This window comes from Streptomyces sp. NPDC001381, from assembly GCF_042895685.1.
In the GTDB taxonomy this organism is placed as follows: domain Bacteria; phylum Actinomycetota; class Actinomycetes; order Streptomycetales; family Streptomycetaceae; genus Streptomyces.
This window is the reverse complement of sequence record NZ_JBIAWO010000001.1, coordinates 768616-785595: the sequence shown is the minus strand read 5'-3', so window position 1 is coordinate 785595 and position 16980 is coordinate 768616. Positions and strand designations below refer to the sequence as shown.

General features: G+C 69.7%; 13 protein-coding genes and 1 pseudogene. 4 read left to right on the top strand and 10 right to left on the bottom strand.

The annotated features are described in order from the left end of the window. Positions 1 to 15 precede the first annotated feature (15 nt). The gene (locus tag ACFY2L_RS03540; RefSeq protein ID WP_390821360.1) at positions 16 to 693 is read right to left on the bottom strand and encodes a macro domain-containing protein; all 678 of its coding nucleotides are present in this window, start codon (positions 691 to 693) and stop codon (positions 16 to 18) included. A 111-nt stretch (positions 694 to 804) separates the two neighbouring features. Between ACFY2L_RS03540 and ACFY2L_RS03535 the strand changes: the two genes are divergently transcribed. From ACFY2L_RS03535 to ACFY2L_RS03525, 3 genes are all read left to right on the top strand, one after another. Next, positions 805 to 2421: an ADP-ribosyltransferase domain-containing protein gene (locus tag ACFY2L_RS03535; RefSeq protein WP_390655515.1), complete on the top strand. Its 1617-nt coding sequence runs from the start codon at positions 805 to 807 to the stop codon at positions 2419 to 2421. Positions 2422 to 2562: 141 nt separating this feature from the next. Continuing rightward, positions 2563 to 3219 carry a DUF4360 domain-containing protein gene (locus tag ACFY2L_RS03530; protein WP_390655516.1) on the top strand — a complete coding sequence of 219 codons (657 nt, stop codon included), beginning with the start codon at positions 2563 to 2565 and terminating at the stop codon, positions 3217 to 3219. A gap of 134 nt (positions 3220 to 3353) precedes the next feature. After that, positions 3354 to 4478, top strand: a complete 1125-nt coding sequence (locus tag ACFY2L_RS03525; RefSeq protein WP_390655517.1) for an FAD-dependent monooxygenase — start codon at positions 3354 to 3356, stop codon at positions 4476 to 4478. Between the two features lie 25 nt (positions 4479 to 4503). On the opposite strand, the gene ACFY2L_RS03520 is transcribed toward ACFY2L_RS03525, so the two are convergent. After that, the gene (locus ACFY2L_RS03520; RefSeq protein ID WP_390655518.1) at positions 4504 to 5271 is read right to left on the bottom strand and encodes an intradiol ring-cleavage dioxygenase; all 768 of its coding nucleotides are present in this window, start codon (positions 5269 to 5271) and stop codon (positions 4504 to 4506) included. Positions 5272 to 5511: 240 nt separating this feature from the next. On the opposite strand from ACFY2L_RS03520, the gene ACFY2L_RS03515 reads away from it, so the two are divergent. Further along, the gene (locus tag ACFY2L_RS03515; RefSeq protein ID WP_390655519.1) at positions 5512 to 6483 is read left to right on the top strand and encodes an arabinan endo-1,5-alpha-L-arabinosidase; all 972 of its coding nucleotides are present in this window, start codon (positions 5512 to 5514) and stop codon (positions 6481 to 6483) included. 12 nt (positions 6484 to 6495) lie between these two features. Here ACFY2L_RS03515 and ACFY2L_RS03510 read toward each other — a convergent pair whose 3' ends face one another. The 8 genes and pseudogenes from ACFY2L_RS03510 to ACFY2L_RS03475 form a co-directional block, all read right to left on the bottom strand. After that, positions 6496 to 8148, bottom strand: a complete 1653-nt coding sequence (locus ACFY2L_RS03510) for a pyridoxal phosphate-dependent aminotransferase (RefSeq protein WP_390655520.1) — start codon at positions 8146 to 8148, stop codon at positions 6496 to 6498. A 188-nt stretch (positions 8149 to 8336) separates the two neighbouring features. Beyond that, a pseudogene (locus ACFY2L_RS03505) lies at positions 8337 to 9404 on the bottom strand (aldose epimerase family protein); the annotation flags it as partial. 37 nt (positions 9405 to 9441) lie between these two features. Then, complete coding sequence (mmsB, locus tag ACFY2L_RS03500) at positions 9442 to 10686, bottom strand: multiple monosaccharide ABC transporter permease (RefSeq protein WP_390655521.1); 1245 nt, start codon at positions 10684 to 10686, stop codon at positions 9442 to 9444. Then, positions 10683 to 12233 (bottom strand): multiple monosaccharide ABC transporter ATP-binding protein, encoded by a 1551-nt coding sequence (gene mmsA / locus ACFY2L_RS03495; protein WP_390655522.1) that lies wholly within the window; start codon positions 12231 to 12233, stop codon positions 10683 to 10685. The genes mmsB and mmsA overlap by 4 nt, the downstream gene beginning before the upstream one ends. Positions 12234 to 12265: 32 nt before the next feature. After that, positions 12266 to 13372, bottom strand: coding sequence for a multiple monosaccharide ABC transporter substrate-binding protein (chvE, locus tag ACFY2L_RS03490; RefSeq protein ID WP_390655523.1), 1107 nt, complete (start codon positions 13370 to 13372; stop codon positions 12266 to 12268). A 142-nt stretch (positions 13373 to 13514) separates the two neighbouring features. Further along, positions 13515 to 14486 carry a hypothetical protein gene (locus ACFY2L_RS03485; RefSeq protein WP_390655524.1) on the bottom strand — a complete coding sequence of 324 codons (972 nt, stop codon included), beginning with the start codon at positions 14484 to 14486 and terminating at the stop codon, positions 13515 to 13517. A 144-nt stretch (positions 14487 to 14630) separates the two neighbouring features. Then, complete coding sequence (locus tag ACFY2L_RS03480) at positions 14631 to 15635, bottom strand: zinc-binding dehydrogenase (RefSeq protein WP_390655525.1); 1005 nt, start codon at positions 15633 to 15635, stop codon at positions 14631 to 14633. Next, positions 15632 to 16789 (bottom strand): mandelate racemase/muconate lactonizing enzyme family protein, encoded by a 1158-nt coding sequence (locus tag ACFY2L_RS03475; RefSeq protein WP_390821359.1) that lies wholly within the window; start codon positions 16787 to 16789, stop codon positions 15632 to 15634. The genes ACFY2L_RS03480 and ACFY2L_RS03475 overlap by 4 nt, the downstream gene beginning before the upstream one ends. Between the last annotated feature and the right edge of the window lie 191 nt (positions 16790 to 16980).

The window sequence follows — 16980 nt, the reverse complement described above, 5'->3', positions numbered from 1 at the left end:
AGAGGGCGGCTGGGGTCAGCGGCGGGGGGCCGAGCGCTCGGGCGGCGCTATGCGGACCCGCTGCCCGGTGGGCGCGTTCTCGATGTCGTCGAGCTGCGCGACGATCGTGCTGCGCAGGTCGTCGTAGTCCTCGAAGCAGTGGTCGTTGAACAGCGTGTAGCCCGTCCACATCAGGTTGGCGCACACCTGGGCCGGCACCCGGCCGGTCCGCGCGCCCATGCCGACCAGCGCCACGGACCGGATGCTGCCGGGCGCCTCGCTGTTCTGCCGGTGGATCGCCTGGAACGCGGCGGCGCAGGCCAGGGCCACGTTCAGGGTCTCGCTCACGTTCTCCGAGGACTGTTCCATCGTCGGCGTCGAGATCAGGAACTTCGGGTTGGTCGCCCCGGACGGAACGCACACCGCGCTGCCCACCGGGAGCCGTCCCCCGAACCGGTCGCGGATCGCCCGCTGCACGCGCAGCTGGATCCCGGCTCCGAGGTGCCGCTTGACGACGGCGTCCACCCCGCCGTTCATCAGGCCGCGGGAGTTGGTCGGGCTCACCCAGGCGTCGGCCTTCTCGGTGAGGATCGAGCCCTTGCGGATCTCGATCCCCGGCGTGTCGGCGAACGCGGCCCGCCATGCCTCCACCACCTTCGCGTTGAGGTCGGTCAGGACCACCTCGAGCGGCGGCTGCACGCGGTTCACGGTCATGTTCCACACTCCCATCGGGGACCGGTCGTTCCAGTGATCAGGACGCTACAAGGCAGCACTGACAACGCAGTTGGAGCCGGGTTGTCGTACCCCGCTGCTAGCGTCCCGGCCATGATCGATGCCAACACCCCCGCCCAGCCCGACCCGAACGACCCGCTGGCGCTCGCCGAACTGTTCCAGGGCGGCGGCGAACCGTGGCTGCCCCTGCTGAAGCCGGTCGTCGAGGCGCAGCCGGGCGCGGCCTCGTTCATCGGCCCGGGCCGTGGTCCGGACGTCGTTCCGGTCCGCGAACTGACCTTCCAGGCGCTCAAGCCCCATCCGCCGCACAAGTGGAAGGTCGTCGTCTTCGGCCAGAACCCGTACCCGCGGCCGGAGAGCGCCACCGGCATCGCCATGTTCGACAACACCTTCCACGACTGGAAGGACAGCCAGTTCGGCAGGGTCGTCAGCATCCGCTGCATCATCAAGGCGGCGGCGATGTGGAAGTACGGCATCGCCAAGAAGACGCCGATAGCCGACGTCCGCGCGCTGTTGAAGGAGCGGGACACCGTCCAGCCGCCGGAGTGGTTCCAGGCGATGCTCACCCAGGGCGTCCTGCTGCTGAACGCGGCCCTCACCGCCAGCAGCGACGGGCCGAGGGGAGCCGACCCGCACACCGCGTTCTGGCGTCCGGTCGCCGAGCGGATCGTCGAGGAGATCCTCAAGGCCAAGCAGAACGCCGGCGAGGAGGACCGCGGGGTCGTCTTCGCGTGGTGGGGGGCGCACGCCCGGAGTCTGAAGCAGGTCGTCCTCAGGCTCCAGAAGAAGTACCCCGAGGTCGAGGTCCGGCACATCGACCACTGCAATCCCGCGGCGCAGGGCGACATCTTCTGCGACGGCGACCACTTCGGCATGGTGAACGACGCCCTGGCGTCGGTGGGCGCGGACGCGGTCGACTGGCTGCCGAGCAAGGGGTGGGACCGGCTCACGGCGGAGGCCGGCGGGAGCGGCGGCGGTGTCGCCGAACGCATGGGCGCGTTCATCGCCTCCACCATGGAACTGCACCAGCTCTATCTGGAGCGGCTCTCCAGCGTCAAGGACGAGGGTCTCGTCCTCCCGGCGATCACCGGTGTGTTCGACACGCCGCTGATGGACTTCCGGGAGGCCGTCGGGCCCGTGGCCGAGCTGCTGTCCGGTCTGGACCGGCACGTCCAGCGGTCGCACGAGTTCGGCAAGCGGCGGGCGGACGAGGGGGCCGGGAACCTGTCCGCGGAGGCGATCGCCGCCCTCTACCTCTACACCTGCGAGTCCGCGTTCTACCGCGAGATCAACGCGATCCTGCGCCACCCGGACCGGTCGAGGGTCGTCCCGTACCTGCCGTATCTGCGGCTGCTGTTCTCGGCGGTGTCGGGGCTTCCCGTCCGCACGGAGCCGCTGTGGCGCGGGGTGCCGCTGGACCTGCGGGCGCAGTACCCGGTCGGACGGACCGTGACCTGGTGGGGCGTGTCCTCGTGCACGTCCGAGGTGGGCGTGGCACGGGCGTTCCTGGGCAGCCGCGGCAGGCGGACGCTGTTCGAGGTGCGGCCCGCCCGGGCCGTCGGCATCCGTGACTTCTCCGCGTTCACCGGCGAGGAGGAGTTCATCCTCCTGCCGGGCACGCAGCTGAAGGTGGCGGAGGTGACGACCGAGCGCGGCGGTCTGTGCACCGTGCGGCTGACCGAATCGGAGGAACAGCCCCTCGTGTCGTGAGCGGGTGTGTGAACGGGCCGGGGTGAATGGCCGGAGTTCGCCCTGGCCGCTCACCGGGGGTCTCCCTACGATTCCATCGCCGCGGCTCTTCACAGAAACCTCACAGGTTCTCCATGCTTCAACGAAGAGGAGAGACCCCCCATGGCAAGTGGACTGCTCCTGGGCGGCGCCGTCGCCGCCCTCGTCACCGCGGCGGTGCCCGCGCACAGCCCCTCCTCGTCACCGGTGTTCGCCGACCCGCCCCCGGACAAGATCGTCATCGATGTCGCCACGGTCAACGGCTCCGGCTGCCGCCCGGGATCGGCGGCCGTCGCGGTCTCGGAGGACAACACCGCCTTCACGGTGACCTACAGCGAGTACCTCGCGCAGGTGGGCGGCAACTCGGACCCGACCGCGTTCCGCAAGAACTGCCAGCTCAGCCTGATCGTCCATGTCCCGCAGGGCTTCACGTACGCCATCGCCCAGGCCGACTACCGCGGCTTCGCCTCGCTCCAGGCCGGTGCGAACGCCGTGCAGCGGGCCTCGTACTACTTCCAGGGCTCGTCGCAGACGGTGTTCAAGAACCACACCTTCACCGGCGCGCTCAACGACAACTGGCAGGCGACCGACACCACCGACTGGGCGAACCTCGTCTACGCCCCGTGCGGAGTCCAGCGCAACTTCAACATCAACACCGAGCTGCGCGTCAACGCGGGCACCTCCTCGCCGTCCAAGGTCAGCTTCATGACGATGGACTCGACCGACGGCGACATCAGCACCGTGTACCACATGGCCTGGAAGGAGTGCCCGGGCAAGTGAGCCCGGGGCCGCCCGCCGCCCCAGTGGCGCGGTGGGCGGCCCGTCCCCGCGCGCCGGGGCCCCGTGTCCCGGTCCTGCCCGTCCGGGGAGAATGCGGCGAGAGGAGACACGGGGCGAACGGGGAGCGTGAGTGCATGAGTCGTCGTGGCGCGGTGGTCGTCGGCGGGGGCATAGGCGGGCTGGCGGCCGCCATCGGGCTGCACCGCGTCGGCTGGGAGGTGACGGTCCTGGAACGCGCTCCCGCCTTCGCCGACGTGGGGGCGGGCATCTCCCTGCACGCCAACGGCGTACGGGCGTTGGACGCGCTCGGCGTCGGCGAGGCGGCACGGGCCGTCGTGCGCCCCCTCTACACCGGCGGCACCCGCTCCACCGGCGGGCGGCTGCTGTCCCGGATGGACGGCGCGGCCCTGGAGCGCCGGCTCGGCTTCCCGGTCGGCGGCGTCCTCCGAGCCGACCTGCACCGCGTCCTGCGCGAGGCGCTGCCCGCCGGGTGCGTGAAGAACGGGGAGGAGGTGACCGACCTGAACCGCGTGCGCGACGCCGATCTCGTCGTCGCCGCCGACGGGGTCGGCAGCCGGCTGCGCGCCCAGCTGTTCCCCCGTCATCCCGGCGCCGTCTACAGCGGTACGACGGTCCTGCGGGCCCTCACCGAGCACCCGCTCCCCGAACCGCCGGCCGACCTGGAGCTGACCTGGGGGCCGGGCGCGGAGTTCGGGCATCTCGTCTTCCACGACGGCCGGGCCGAATGGCACGCGGTGCTCGACGTGCCGCCCGGGGTGCGCCACGCCGATCCCCTCGCGGCGATGCGCCGCCGGTTCGGCGGCTGGCACGACCCCGTTCCCGCCCTCCTGGACGCGACCCGTCCCGAGGACGTCCTCCACCACGACATCCATGAACTGGCCACCCCGCTCCCCGCGTTCGCCGTCGGCCGGGTGGTGCTCCTCGGCGACGCCGCCCACGCCATGACCCCGAACCTCGGTCAGGGCGCCAGCCAGGCCCTGGAGGACGCGGTGGTCCTGGCGGCCCGCCTGTCCACCGAACCCACCGTCGCCTCGGCGCTGCGCCGCTACGACGTCGAACGCCGCCGCCGCACCCGGTCCGTCGCCCGTGCCGCCCGCCAGGCCGGCCGCATGGGGCACGGCCTCACCCACCCCCTCGCCATCGCGCTGCGGGACACGGCCCTGCGGCTGGCCCCGTCCGGGGTCACCCTCCGCCTCGCCCTGCGGCACGCGGACTGGGCGCCGCCGCGGTCGCGGTGACGCCCAGTCGGACACGGGAACGGGGTCAGCTGTCGACACCCAGGGTCAGCGTCCCGGCGTACCCGGAGGACGTCGAGCTCCCCAGGGCCGTCAGGGTGAGGAGGCCGGACGCGGCGCCTCCGTCGTCGTAGATGGAGTCCTGGGCGAGGGTGGTGCGGGTGACCGTGTTGGTCGAGTACGGCGAGACCTTCGCGACGGCGGTCGTGATCGTCTCGTTGAAGAAGAGCTGGCCGGTGTGGACCTCCTGGCCGCCGGTGAAGTGGCCGTCGGAGGTGACCGTGACACCGGTGTGCACCTTGACGTGGATGTGCACACAGCGGCCCCGGTACCAGCCGGGGTAGATCGAGGTGATCGCGGCGACCCCGCTGGAGTTGGTGAGCACCGCGCCGCGCAGGAAGGTGCCGTCGTCCGGCTCGCTGTGGCCGTTGTTGCCGACGAAGCCGGAGTACTCGCCGAGGGCGTCGGCGTGCCAGAGCTCGACCAGGGCGTTGCCGAGGGGCGCGCAGCTGCCGGAGTCGACGACCGTGAGCGTCAGCTTCAGCGGGATGCCGGCCTTGCCCTCGGTGATGTCGGAGCGGACGTACTGTCCGTCGAGGTAGTAGGGACCTTCGGTCATCTCCTTCGTGAGGGTGCAGACGGCCGCGGCGGCGACGGGGGCCGCGTCGGCCGTCGTGGCTGTGGGGGCTTCGGACGACGCGGCGGCGCCCACCGCCAGGGTGGCGGCGGTGGCACCGGTGGCCACGAGAACGGTACGGCGTCCGATCGGGCTGCGGGTTTCCGAGGTGTCTGTCATGGACACGGCACCGTAGGAACGGATCCTGTCGGGAGGCTGTCAGACCGGTAAAGTGAGCGCCCGTCAAGTTACTTGCCGGGCAAGCTACCGGCACCGCCCGCCCGACCGGCACTTCTCGAAGACTTTCGGGTGGCCGCGCGGAACGTTGACGCGCAAGGGGTTCGATTCTACGGTCCCGTCCGACGACACGACCTCCGTTCGAAACCACGGACGACGAACCCCCACTGAAGGAGCGTCCGCATGAGCCCCACCTCTCGCAGAGCTGCCCTTCTCTCCGTCCCCGCCGCGATCCTGCTGGCCCTGACCCCCACCACGGCCTCCGCCTACCCCAACCCCGGTACGGTCACCGGATCGACGGTCGTCCACGACCCGACCATGATCCGCACCTCCGCCGGCCGCTACCTCCTCTACGCCACCGGCGGCGGTCTGGCCCACCGCACCTCCACCGACCGCGTCGCGTTCAGCGCGGGCGCCGACGCCTTCCCCACCCGGCCGAGCTGGTGGTCGTCGTACGGCACCACCGAGGCCTGGGCGCCGGACATCTCGTACCACGGCGGCAAGTACCTCATGTACTACGCCGTCTCGACGTTCGGCTCCAACAAGTCCGCGATCGGACTGGCGGGTTCGAGCACCGGACTGCCGGGCTCCTGGACCGACTACGGCACCGTCTACACCTCCACCACGTCCAGCGACTACAACGCCATCGACCCGAACCTCTTCGTGGACGACGACGGCACCTGGTGGCTCTCCTTCGGGAGCTGGTGGACGGGCATCAAGATGATCCGCATCGACCCGTCCACCGGGAAGCAGCTCTCCTCCGACACCGCACGCCGCTCCCTCGCCGCCCGTCCCACCGGGACGAAGGCCGTCGAGGCCCCGTACATCGTCAGGCGAAACGGCTACTACTACCTGTTCGCCTCCTACGACACCTGCTGCGCCGGCACCAGCTCGACGTACAAGGTAAAAGTCGGACGCGCCACCGGCGTCACCGGGCCGTACTACGACAAGAACGGCGTCGCCATGACGAACAACGGCGGCACCGCCGTGCTGGAGTCGCACGGCAGTGTCATCGGGCCCGGCGGGCAGTCGATCATGAACGACGTGGACGGCGACCTGATCGTCTACCACTACTACGACGGCAACGACAACGGCACCCCCAAGCTCGGCGTCAACCTGCTGAACTGGAGCACCGGCTGGCCGGTGGCCTACTGAGCCGGGCCGGCCCTATCCCGCCTGTCCCATCCCCGCCGCGTTCGGCCAGCTCTGGGCGTTCGGCCAGCCGGTCGCCGCGGCGGGGGACAGGCCGTTGGTGCCCCGGACCTGGGCGGCGGTGAGGCCCCCGCGGGCCGGGACGCCGGGCGGGGTCGGGGCGGGCGCCATCGGCGCGGGGGGCGGGTTCATGGCGGCCGGGCTCATCGCGGCCGGGGCCATCGCCGCGGGGGCCATCGCCGCCGGGGCCATGGCCGCCGGAGCCGCGGCCGGGACCGGCGCCGGGGCCGGAGCGGGCACAGGCTGGGGGAAGACCTGTGCGGCGGCCGGCAACGGCATCCCGGCGCCGTTGGACGGGGCGGCCTGCGCCACGGCGGGCGCCTGCATCGGCATGCCGGCGGCGGCCGGCGCCGCGACCGGCATGCCGACGGCCTGAGCGGCAAGGTTGTGCATGCCGGCCCCGTTGGTGGCTTCCACGAGCAGCCGGTCCACGGCCGCCGTGCCCGAGCTGTAGCTGGTCCCGGTGCCCAGCTCGGGCACGGCGGCTCCCCTCCTGGTCCCGTAGAGCACCTGTTCCAGGCCGGACACCAGGCGACGCACGTCCACCTGGGGGCGCACCACGAGCCGCAGGAAGCGGCTGGAGGAACCGATCTTGTTACCGCACTCACGGACCAGGATGCGGTGCTCGGTGAGCAGCCGGTCCCGGACCACGGTGCCCTCGGCGCCGACGGGAAGGCGCACGAAGAGGAAGTTCCCCTGCGAGGGGTAGACGGTCAGGCCGGGCAGCGCGGAGAGCTGGCTGGCCATGTCCAGGCGGTCCCGGCGCACCTGCAGCAGGCTCTGCGCGTACTCGGGGCCGTGCTCCTTGAGCATGAACACCACGTACTCGGCGAAGGCGTTGAGGTTCCACTTCGGCAGCATCGAGCGGACCTTGCCGGCCAGGGAGGGGTTGGCGACCATGTAGCCGAAGCGGATGCCGTGCAGACCGAAGTTCTTGCCGAGGCTGCGCAGCACGATGACGTTCGGCCGGATCATCGCCTCCTGCACGACGCTGGGCTCCTGCTCCGCGTCGGCGAACTCCAGGAACGACTCGTCGATGACGATCAGGTCCAGGTCGGCCATCGCGTCCATGAACTGCACCAGCGCGTGCTTGTGCAGGAAGCCGCCGTCGGGGTTGTTCGGGTTGCAGATGACCGCGACCCGGGTGCCACGCGTCCGGATGAACTCGGCGTACTGGGCGAGGTCGAGCGCGAAGCCGCTGGACTCCTGGAGCGGGAACATGTCGACCCGCTTGCCGGTCTCCATCGGCTGGTCGGTCCACCGGCCGAAGGTGGGGACCGGGACGGCCAGGGACTCGCGGACCAGCAGGTGGTCGATCCAGGTGATCAGCTCGGTCGAGCCGTTGCCCATGGCCACGGCGCTCGGCGGCAGCTGGAGCAGGTTGCACAGCTCCGCGGTGATGGTGTCGGCGCTGCTCGGGTAGTACGTGATGATGTCCCGCAGTCGCTGGGACATCGTGTCCATCATGGCCGGGGTGGGGAAGTAGGGGTTGCACGGAATACAGAAGTCCACCGGGCCGGTGCCGTCCCCGCCCTCGCGTGTCAGCGCCGCCATCGACGGGCTGTGCGCCGCCGTACTGCGGAACAACGAGGTGACGTTGTCGGCCATGGAACCTCCGTAGGGGGCGGGCCCGGTGGGGACGGCCGGGCCCGTCGTCTGGGTGGCCCGCGCGGGGGAGCACGGGCCGCCCCTACATACGAAGGTGTGAGTGACCCCGTTCAACCGGTGTGAAAAAAATGTGAGTTGGGGAACCGGGGAGTGTCGTTTCGCGTCGGACCCCGGCCGCCCGCGTGTTCTCAGGCCCCGAACGAGTGGATCGTCGTCGTCCGGTAGGTCTTCCCCGGTCGCAGCACGGTCGACGGGAACGACGGCTGGTTGGGCGAGTCCGGGAAGTGCTGCGTCTCCAGGCACAGGCCGTCGCCCTGCCGGTAGACGCGGCCGCCGGTGCCGGTGAGCGTGCCGTCGAGGAAGTTGCCCGAGTAGAACTGCAGACCGGGCTCGACGGTGGAGACCGTGAGGGTGCGGCCGGAGCCCGGGTCGCGCAGCGTGGCCACCCGCACCGGCTCGGCGGTGACGCCCTTGTCCAGGACCCAGTTGTGGTCGTAGCCCTTGGCGGCGAGCTGCTGCGGGTGCCCGGCCCGCAGGCCGTGGGCGATCGTCCTGGGCTCGCGGAAGTCGAAGGGGGTGCCGGCGACCTCCGCGAGACCGCCGGTGGGGATCAGGCCCGGGTCGGTGGGCGTGTAGCGGGAGGCGGCGATCGTGAGCTCGTGGTCCTCGACCGTGCCGCCGCCCTCGCCGCCGAGGTTCCAGTAGACGTGACTGGTGAGATTGACGACCGTGGCCCTGTCGGTGGTGGCCTCGTAGTCGACGCGCCAGTCGCCGTCACCGGTGAGGGTGTACGTGACCTTCACCTTCAGCGTGCCCGGGTAGCCCATCTCCCCGTCGGCGCTCGTGCGGTAGAGGTGCAGGCCCAGGTCCGGGCCCCGGGTGAACGGTTCGACGTCCCAGACCTGGCTGTCGAAACCCGTGGTCCCGCCGTGCAGGCTGTTCGCACCGTCGTTCACGGCGACCCGGTGGTCCTCCCCGTCGAGGCTGAACCGGCCCCCGCCGATCCGGTTGCCGTAGCGGCCGATCAGGGCGCCGAAGTACGGGGACCTGCCCACGTAGTCGTCGAGGGTGGCGAAACCGAGCGCGACGTTCGCGTACCGGCCGTGCCGGTCCGGGATCTCCAGGGACCGCACGATCCCGCCGTAGGAGAGGACCTCCAGTCGTGTCCCGCCGTTCTCCAGCCCCCAGCTGTGGATCCGTGTGCCGTCGGCGAGCTCGCCGAAGACCGTCTTCACCGGTTTCCCGCCTCCCCTGTGCGAAGGGCCCCGCCTTCCGGCGGGGCCCGATCCGGATCTACGAACCGGACTTGCGCTTGTTCCACACGTCGAACCCGACCGCGGCCAGCAGGGCCAGGCCCTTGATGACCTGCTGCCAGTCGGTGCCGACGCTCAGGAGGTTCATGCCGTTGTTCAGCACACCGAGGACGAGACCACCGATGATCGCGCCGAGGACGGTGCCGACACCGCCGCTCATGGACGCGCCGCCGATGAACGACGAGGCGATCGCCTCGAGTTCGAAGTTGAGGCCCGCCTTCGGCGAGGCCGCGTTCAGACGGGCGGCGACCACCAGACCCGCCAGGGCCGCGAGCACGCCCATGTTCAGGAAGACGTAGAAGGTGACCTTCTTGTCCTTCACACCGGACAACTTCGCCGCCGGCAGGTTGCCGCCGATCGCGTAGATGTGACGGCCGAAGACGGCGTTGCGCATCACGTAGCCGTAGCCGACCACCAGCACGCCCAGGATCAGCAGCACGATCGGCGCGCCCTTGTAGCTGGCGAGCAGCATGGTGACGGTGAGGATCGCGGCGACGATCGCGACGAGCTTGAGCAGGAAGAGGTTCCTGGGCGCCACGTCGAGGGAGAACTCCTGCTGGCGCTTGCGGTCGCGGATCTCCTGCACCACCACGAAGACCAGCAGGACGATGCCCAGCAGCAGCGTAATGTTGTGGTAGTTCGTCTCGGGGCCGGCCTCCGGCAGGAAGCCGTTGCCCATCTTCTGCAGGCCGTCGGGGAACGGGCCGAGGGTCTGGCCCTCCAGCAGGATCTCCGTCAGACCGCGGAAGAGCAGCATGCCCGCCAGGGTGACGATGAAGGACGGTATGCCGAGATAGGCGATCAGGAAGCCCTGCACCGAGCCGGCCACCGCGCCCACGACCAGGCACAGCACCAGCGCCACGGGCCACGCCACGTCGTGCTGCACGGTCAGGACGGCCGCGAAGGCTCCGACGAACGCCGTCAGCGAACCGACCGACAGATCGATGTGGCCGGCGATGATCACCAGCATCATGCCGATCGCGAGGATCAGGATGTAGCTGTTCTGCAGGACCAGGTTGGAGACGTTGCGCGGCAGCAGCAGGTCGCCGCCGGTCCACACCTGGAACAGGACCACGATCAGGCCGAGCGCGATCAGCATGCCGTACTGGCGCATGTTGCGGCGCAGACCGCTCAGCACCAGCTGGAACAGGCTGCCCTCGCCGGCCCCGCCGCTCTTGCCGGGCGGCGCGGCGGCCGGGCTCTTGTCCGTCACATCGGTGCTCATCGCGTTACCTCTTTGTCCTTCGTCATCTGACGCATCAGCACTTCCTGCGTGGCCTCGGCCCGCGGGACCTCGCCCGTGAGCCGCCCGGCGGCCATGGTGTAGATGCGGTCGCACATGCCGAGCAGTTCGGGCAGCTCGGAGGAGATGAAGACGACCGCCTTGCCCTGGGCGGCCAGCTGGTCGATGACCGTGTAGATCTCGTACTTGGCACCCACGTCGATGCCGCGGGTGGGCTCGTCCAGGATCAGCACGTCCGGACCCGCGAAGATCCACTTGCTGAGGACGACCTTCTGCTGGTTGCCGCCGGACAGCTTGCCCACCGGCTCGAACACCGTCGGCGCCTTGATGTTCATGGACTTGCGGAAGCCCTCGGCGACCTGACGCTCCTCGTGCTCGTCGACGATCCCCCGCCTGGCCACCTTCTTCAGGGCGGTCAGCGAGATGTTGCGGTTGATCGTGTCGATGAGGTTGAGGCCGTAGTGCTTGCGGTCCTCGGTGACGTAGGCGATGCCGTGCTGGACCGCCTCCGCGACGGTCTTCGTCCGGATCTCCTTGCCGTCCTTGAGGACCGTGCCGCCCGCGTGCCGGCCGTAGGTCCGCCCGAAGACGCTCATCGCGAGCTCGGTGCGGCCCGCGCCCATCAGGCCGGCGATACCGACGATCTCCCCGCGCCGCACGGAGATCGACACGTCGTCGACGACCTTGCGCTGCTGGTCGATCGGGTGGTGCACGGTCCAGTTGCGGATCTCCAGGGCCGGGGCCGCGCCCTGCTCCGGGTGGTGCGGGGTGCGCTCGGGGAAGCGGTGGTCGAGGTCGCGGCCGACCATGCCGCTGATGATCCGGTCCTCGGTCGTCTCGGGCGCCTTCACGTCGAGCGTCTCGATCGACTGCCCGTCGCGGATGATCGTCACCGAGTCGGCGACCTTGCGGATCTCGTTGAGCTTGTGGGAGATGATGATCGAGGTGATGCCCTGCTTCTTCAGCTCCAGGATGAGATTGAGCAGTTTGTCGCTGTCCTCGTCGTTCAGCGCCGCCGTCGGCTCGTCCAGGATGAGCAGCTTCACCTTCTTGGACAGCGCCTTGGCGATCTCCACGAGCTGCTGCTTGCCCACGCCGATGTCGGCGACACGGGTCTCCGGGTGGTCGTCGAGACCGACCCGGCGCAGCAGCTCGGTGGCGTGCCGCAGGGTCTCCCGCCAGTCGATGAACCCGCCCTTGGCGTGTTCGTTGCCGAGGAAGATGTTCTCCGCCAGCGAGAGATACGGCGACAGCGCCAGCTCCTGGTGGATGATCACGATGCCGCGCTGCTCGCTCGCCCGGATGTCCTTGAAGGAGCAGAGCTCTCCCTCGAAGAGGATCTCGCCCTCGTAACTGCCGTGCGGATGAACGCCGGAGAGCACCTTCATCAAGGTGGACTTGCCGGCGCCGTTCTCACCGCAGATGGCGTGGACCTCGCCCTGGCGGACGGTCAGGGTGACGTCCGACAGCGCCTTCACACCGGGAAAGGTCTTGACGATCGAGCGCATTTCCAGGACGGGTCCCGCCATGGTCGTGCCTTCCAATCCGTAAGGGTCGACGCTTACTTGAGCTGGTCGGCCGTGTAGTAGCCGCCGTCGACCAGGACCTTCTGGTAGTTGGTCTTGTCGACGCTCACCGGCTCCAGCAGGTAGGCGGGGACGACCTTCGAGCCGTTGTCGTAGGTCTTGGTGTCGTTGGTCTCCGGCTTCTTGCCGTTGAGGACCGCGTCCACCATGTTCGCGGCGACCTTGGCCAGCTCACGGGTGTCCTTGTAGACGGTCATCGTCTGCTCGCCCGCGATGATCGACTTCACCGACGCCAGCTCGGCGTCCTGGCCGGTGAGGACCGGCAGCGGCTTGCTCTTGGAGCCGTAGTCGTCCGACTTCAGCGCGGAGAGGATGCCGATGGAGATGCCGTCGTACGGCGAGAGGACCGCGTCGACCTTCTTGCTCGAGTACGACTTGGTGAGGATGTCGTCCATGCGCTTCTGGGCGGTGGCGCCGTCCCAGCGCAGGGTCGTCACCTGGGTGAGGCCGGTCTGGCCGGACTGGACGACGAGCTTCTTGCTGTCGATGTACGGCTGGAGCACGCTCATCGCGCCGTTGAAGAAGTACTTGGTGTTGTTGTCGTCGTTGGAGCCGGCGAACAGCTCGATGTTGAAGGGGCCCTTGCCGCTCTTCAGACCCAGCTTGTCGACGATGTAGTTGGCCTGGAGCTCGCCGACCTTGGTGTTGTCGAAGGAGGCGTAGTAGTCGACGTTCGGCGTGCCGAGGATGAGGCGGTCGTAGGCGATGACCGGGATCTTGGCGTCGGCGGCCTGCTGGAGGACGTTGTTCAGGGACTTGTTGTCGATGGCCGCGACGATCAGCGCCTTGACGCCCTGCGTGATCAGGTTCTCGATCTGGGAGACCTGCTGGTCGGGGTCGTCCTCGCCGAAGACCAGGCTGGTCTTGTAACCGGCGGCCTTGAGGTTCTTGACGACGTTGTTGCCGTCGGCGATCCACCGCTCGGAGGACTTGGTCGGCATCGCGATGCCGATGGTGCCGCCCTTGGCACTGCCCTTGTCCTCCTTGCTGCCGCCCTCGCTGTTCTGGCCGCAGGCGGAGAGGGTCAGGGCGAGGGAGGCGGCTCCGGCTATGGCGGCGAGTGCGGCTCTGCGGTTACGCATGATCATCATCCTTGATGTGTGTGCAGGGCTCGGTCTCGCTGGGCCAGGACGCTGCCGAAGGTGGCGCATGGAAAGACCGAGAACAGATGTGTGGGATTCTGCGTGCCTGTGTCGGCTTCTGTGAAGCGGGGTTTCCGGAACGTTATGACGGGATGTCGAACCTGTTCAGTTCGCCGGGCAGCCGCGAGCCGAGCGGCGCCATGTCGCCGTCCGCTCCGTGCCGGGCGAGCAGATCGAGGGCGAGCCGGCCGCGCCGCACCCGCTCCCGGGCCGTGGACAGGGTGAGATCCCGCATGTGGTGCCCGTAGGGGTAGATCCCCGGGGCCTTGGACAGGCCGAACTTCAGGTAGAGCGGTGCGCCGCGCCGGATCAGCTCGGCGACCTCGTACATCCGGATGTAGCCGCCGAGATCGTCGGGGGCCTCGATGTACATGTCCATGGGAGCGCCGGACGCCCGGCGGATCTCGGTGAGATGATCCAGCGTCAGATCGCTGGGCACGTTGACCGAGTCGGCTCCGAGACGTTCGTAGACCGCGTAGGAGGCCGGGTTCACGGGGCCGATGAGCGCCGAGACCTTCAGCGTCGTGTCGGCCGGGACGATGCCGGCCGCGCGGGCCCGGTGCAGCGTCCACAGCACGCCCTCGTCGGCGACGAGCAGGCACTTGACGCCCAGCTCGGTCGCCCGGACGGCGTCCTCGACACACCCGGCGACGGCGTCGTGCCCGCGGGCCCTGAGGCCCCCGCCGCGCGAGTCGGTCCGGGTGGAGCCGCCGATGTCCCACGTGCCGCGCGGGCCGGTGAACAGGCACAGCTCGATGTCCCGCTCGCCGGTCGCCTCGACCATCTCGGTGATCTCGGCGTCGGTCAGCATCCACACGCCGCTGCCCTGGCTGATCCGGTGGATCGGCACGTCGAGCCGCGAGGCCTCCTTGAGGATGACGGCCAGCGCTTCGGGACCCTCGCACGAAGGGACCTCGGTGCGCCAGCGGCCGCCGCCCGGGAAGGTGTGGGGTGAGGTGTCGGCGGGGTCGAGGGCGGGCGCGCCGAGGCCGAGCGCGGCGAGCGCCTGCTCACCGGGCCTGCGGGCTGCCGTGGCGGAAGCGTCGGTGGTCACATGCCGTCCTTCGTGTTCGATATTTCGGTCAAGGTTCGCGGCTCTTGGCGTGCGGAGCTTGGGTGTACGCCGGCACGGGGGCCGTCAGGTCGCCCCCGTACCGGCGTACGGCCAGGGGTGTCGCCCGGCGTACGACCGGGCTTCCTAGGGTCGGAGCAGCACCTTGCCCACCTTCGGATCGCCGGATCCCACCAGCTCGATGGCCTCGGAGAACTCGGCGAGCGGCAACTCGTGCGTGACCAGCGGCAGCGGGTCCAGCAGCCCGGCCCCGAACACCCGGACGGTGTGCGACCACGCGTCCGGCGGCGCGCCGAAGACGGTGTGCACCTCCAGCTGCCGTACGACCAGGTCGGTCGGGTCGAGCCCGTCGGCACCCGGCGCCGGGATCCCCGTGAGGACCAGCCGGCCGCCGCGCCTCAGCAGCGAGGCGGCGGTCTGCGCGGCGGAGGCGGACCCGGCGGTCTCGATGACGACGTCGAAGTCGTCCGGGAGCTCCTGGTCCCTGGTCCGGAAGTCGGTGGCCCCGAACTGCCGGGACAGCGTCTCCCGGTCGCCCCGCGTGCCCACGACCAGCAGCTCGGCCGGCGAGCCGGCCTTCAGGAACTGGACGGCGAACATGCCCAGCGTGCCGGTGCCGACGACCGCGACCTTCTCGCCCGGCAGGGCGTGCGCCTTGATCGCGGCGGCCGCGATGCAGGCGGCGGGCTCCAGGAGCGCGGCCGCCGTGAGGTCGGCGTCGTCCGGGAGGGTGTGCAGGAGCCGGGCCGGGAGGGTGAGGGTGGCGGCCATCGCTCCCGGCTGGGTGAAGCCGGTCTCCTCGTACCCGTCCGTGCACAGCGTCGTCTCGCCCGCGTGGCAGCGGTCGCACACCTGGCAGTTCCTGAAGCCCTCGCCGACGACCTTGCGGCCGACGAGGGAGGCGGGGACACCGGGGCCCACGGACTGGACCGTCCCCGACCACTCGTGGCCGGGGGTGAGGGGGTAACGGACGTACCCCTCGGGCCGGTTGCCCTGGTACACCTCGCGGTCGCTGCCGCAGATGCCGACGGCGTGGACGCGTACGAGCGCCTCGCCGGGGCCGGGCTCGCGAGGGGTGTGCTCGACGAGCCGGTGCTCGCCGGGCGACTCGACGACGACGGCCGTGCTCACTGCGTGCCCTTGGGCTTGCGCTGCTCCCAGCCCTCGGCCCACAGGTCGAAGCGAGCCTGCTGCTGCGGGAACTCGGCGGCGGCGTCGACGTCCAGCTCCACGCCGAGACCGGGCGCGTCGGAGAGGTGGAAGTATCCGTCGATCACCTCGGGCGCGCCCTTGACGACCTTCTTGATCTCCGCGTCGGCGAAGTCGTTGAAGTGCTCGAGGATCTTGAAGTTGGGGGAGGTGAAACCGACCTGGAGGGAGGCGGCGGTGAGAACGGAGCCACCCACGTTGTGCGGGGCGACGAGCATGTAGTGCGTCTCGGCGGTGGCGGCGAGCTTCCGGGTCTCCCAGATGCCGCCGATGTGGCCGACGTCCGGCTGGATGATGTCGACGGCCTGGCTCTCGAACAGCTCGCGGAACTCGATGCGGTCGTGGATGCGCTCACCCGTGGCGACGGGGATGTCGACCTTGGCGGCGACCTTCTCCAGGGCCTTCAGGTTCTCCGGCGGGCAGGGCTCCTCCAGCCAGGCGGGCTTGAAGGGCGCGAGCTCCTTGGCCAGCCGGACGGCGGTGGCGGGGGAGAAGCGGCCGTGCATCTCCAGCATCAGCTCGGCGTCCGGCCCGATGGCGTCCCGTACGGCCTCGATCAGCGAGACGGCGTACAGGGTCTGCTGGTGGTCGAGCTCGAAGTGGCCGGTGCCGAAGGGGTCGATCTTGAGGGCCTTGTAGCCGCGCTCCATGACCCCCTGGGCGGCCTTGTGGTAGGCCTCCGGGGTCCGCTCGGTGGTGTACCAGCCGTTGGCGTAGGCCTTGACCTTGTCGGTGACCTTGCCGCCGAGCAGCTGCCAGACGGGGACGCCCAGGGCCTTGCCCTTGATGTCCCAGCAGGCCATCTCGACGACGGCGATGCCGGACATCACGATCTCGCCGGCCCGCCCGTAGTCGCCGTACTTCATACGGCGCGTGAGGTCCTCGACAGTGAATGGGTCCGAGCCGAGAATGTGGTTCGCCTCGGCCTCTCTCAGATAGCCGATCAGCGCGTCGGTGTGACCCAGCATGCGGGTCTCCCCGACACCCGTGATGCCCTCGTCGGTGTGCACGAGGACGTAGGTCAGGTTCCGCCATGGCGTCCCGACCACGTGCGTGCTGATTCCGGTGATGCGCACGGAAGTTACCCTTCGGCTGTTCGAGATTTCGTCACCTGTTCGAAATGCTGGGCAGACAGTAAGTACCGCGTGAGCGGAGTGTCAATGGGTCGAACGAGTAACGGTTTCGACAGTTTCGACGCCCTTTCGAGAATGCGTGATCCGGCGGTGTGCGACAGGTCACTCAAGCCGCCGCGCCGGTATGGCCGGTT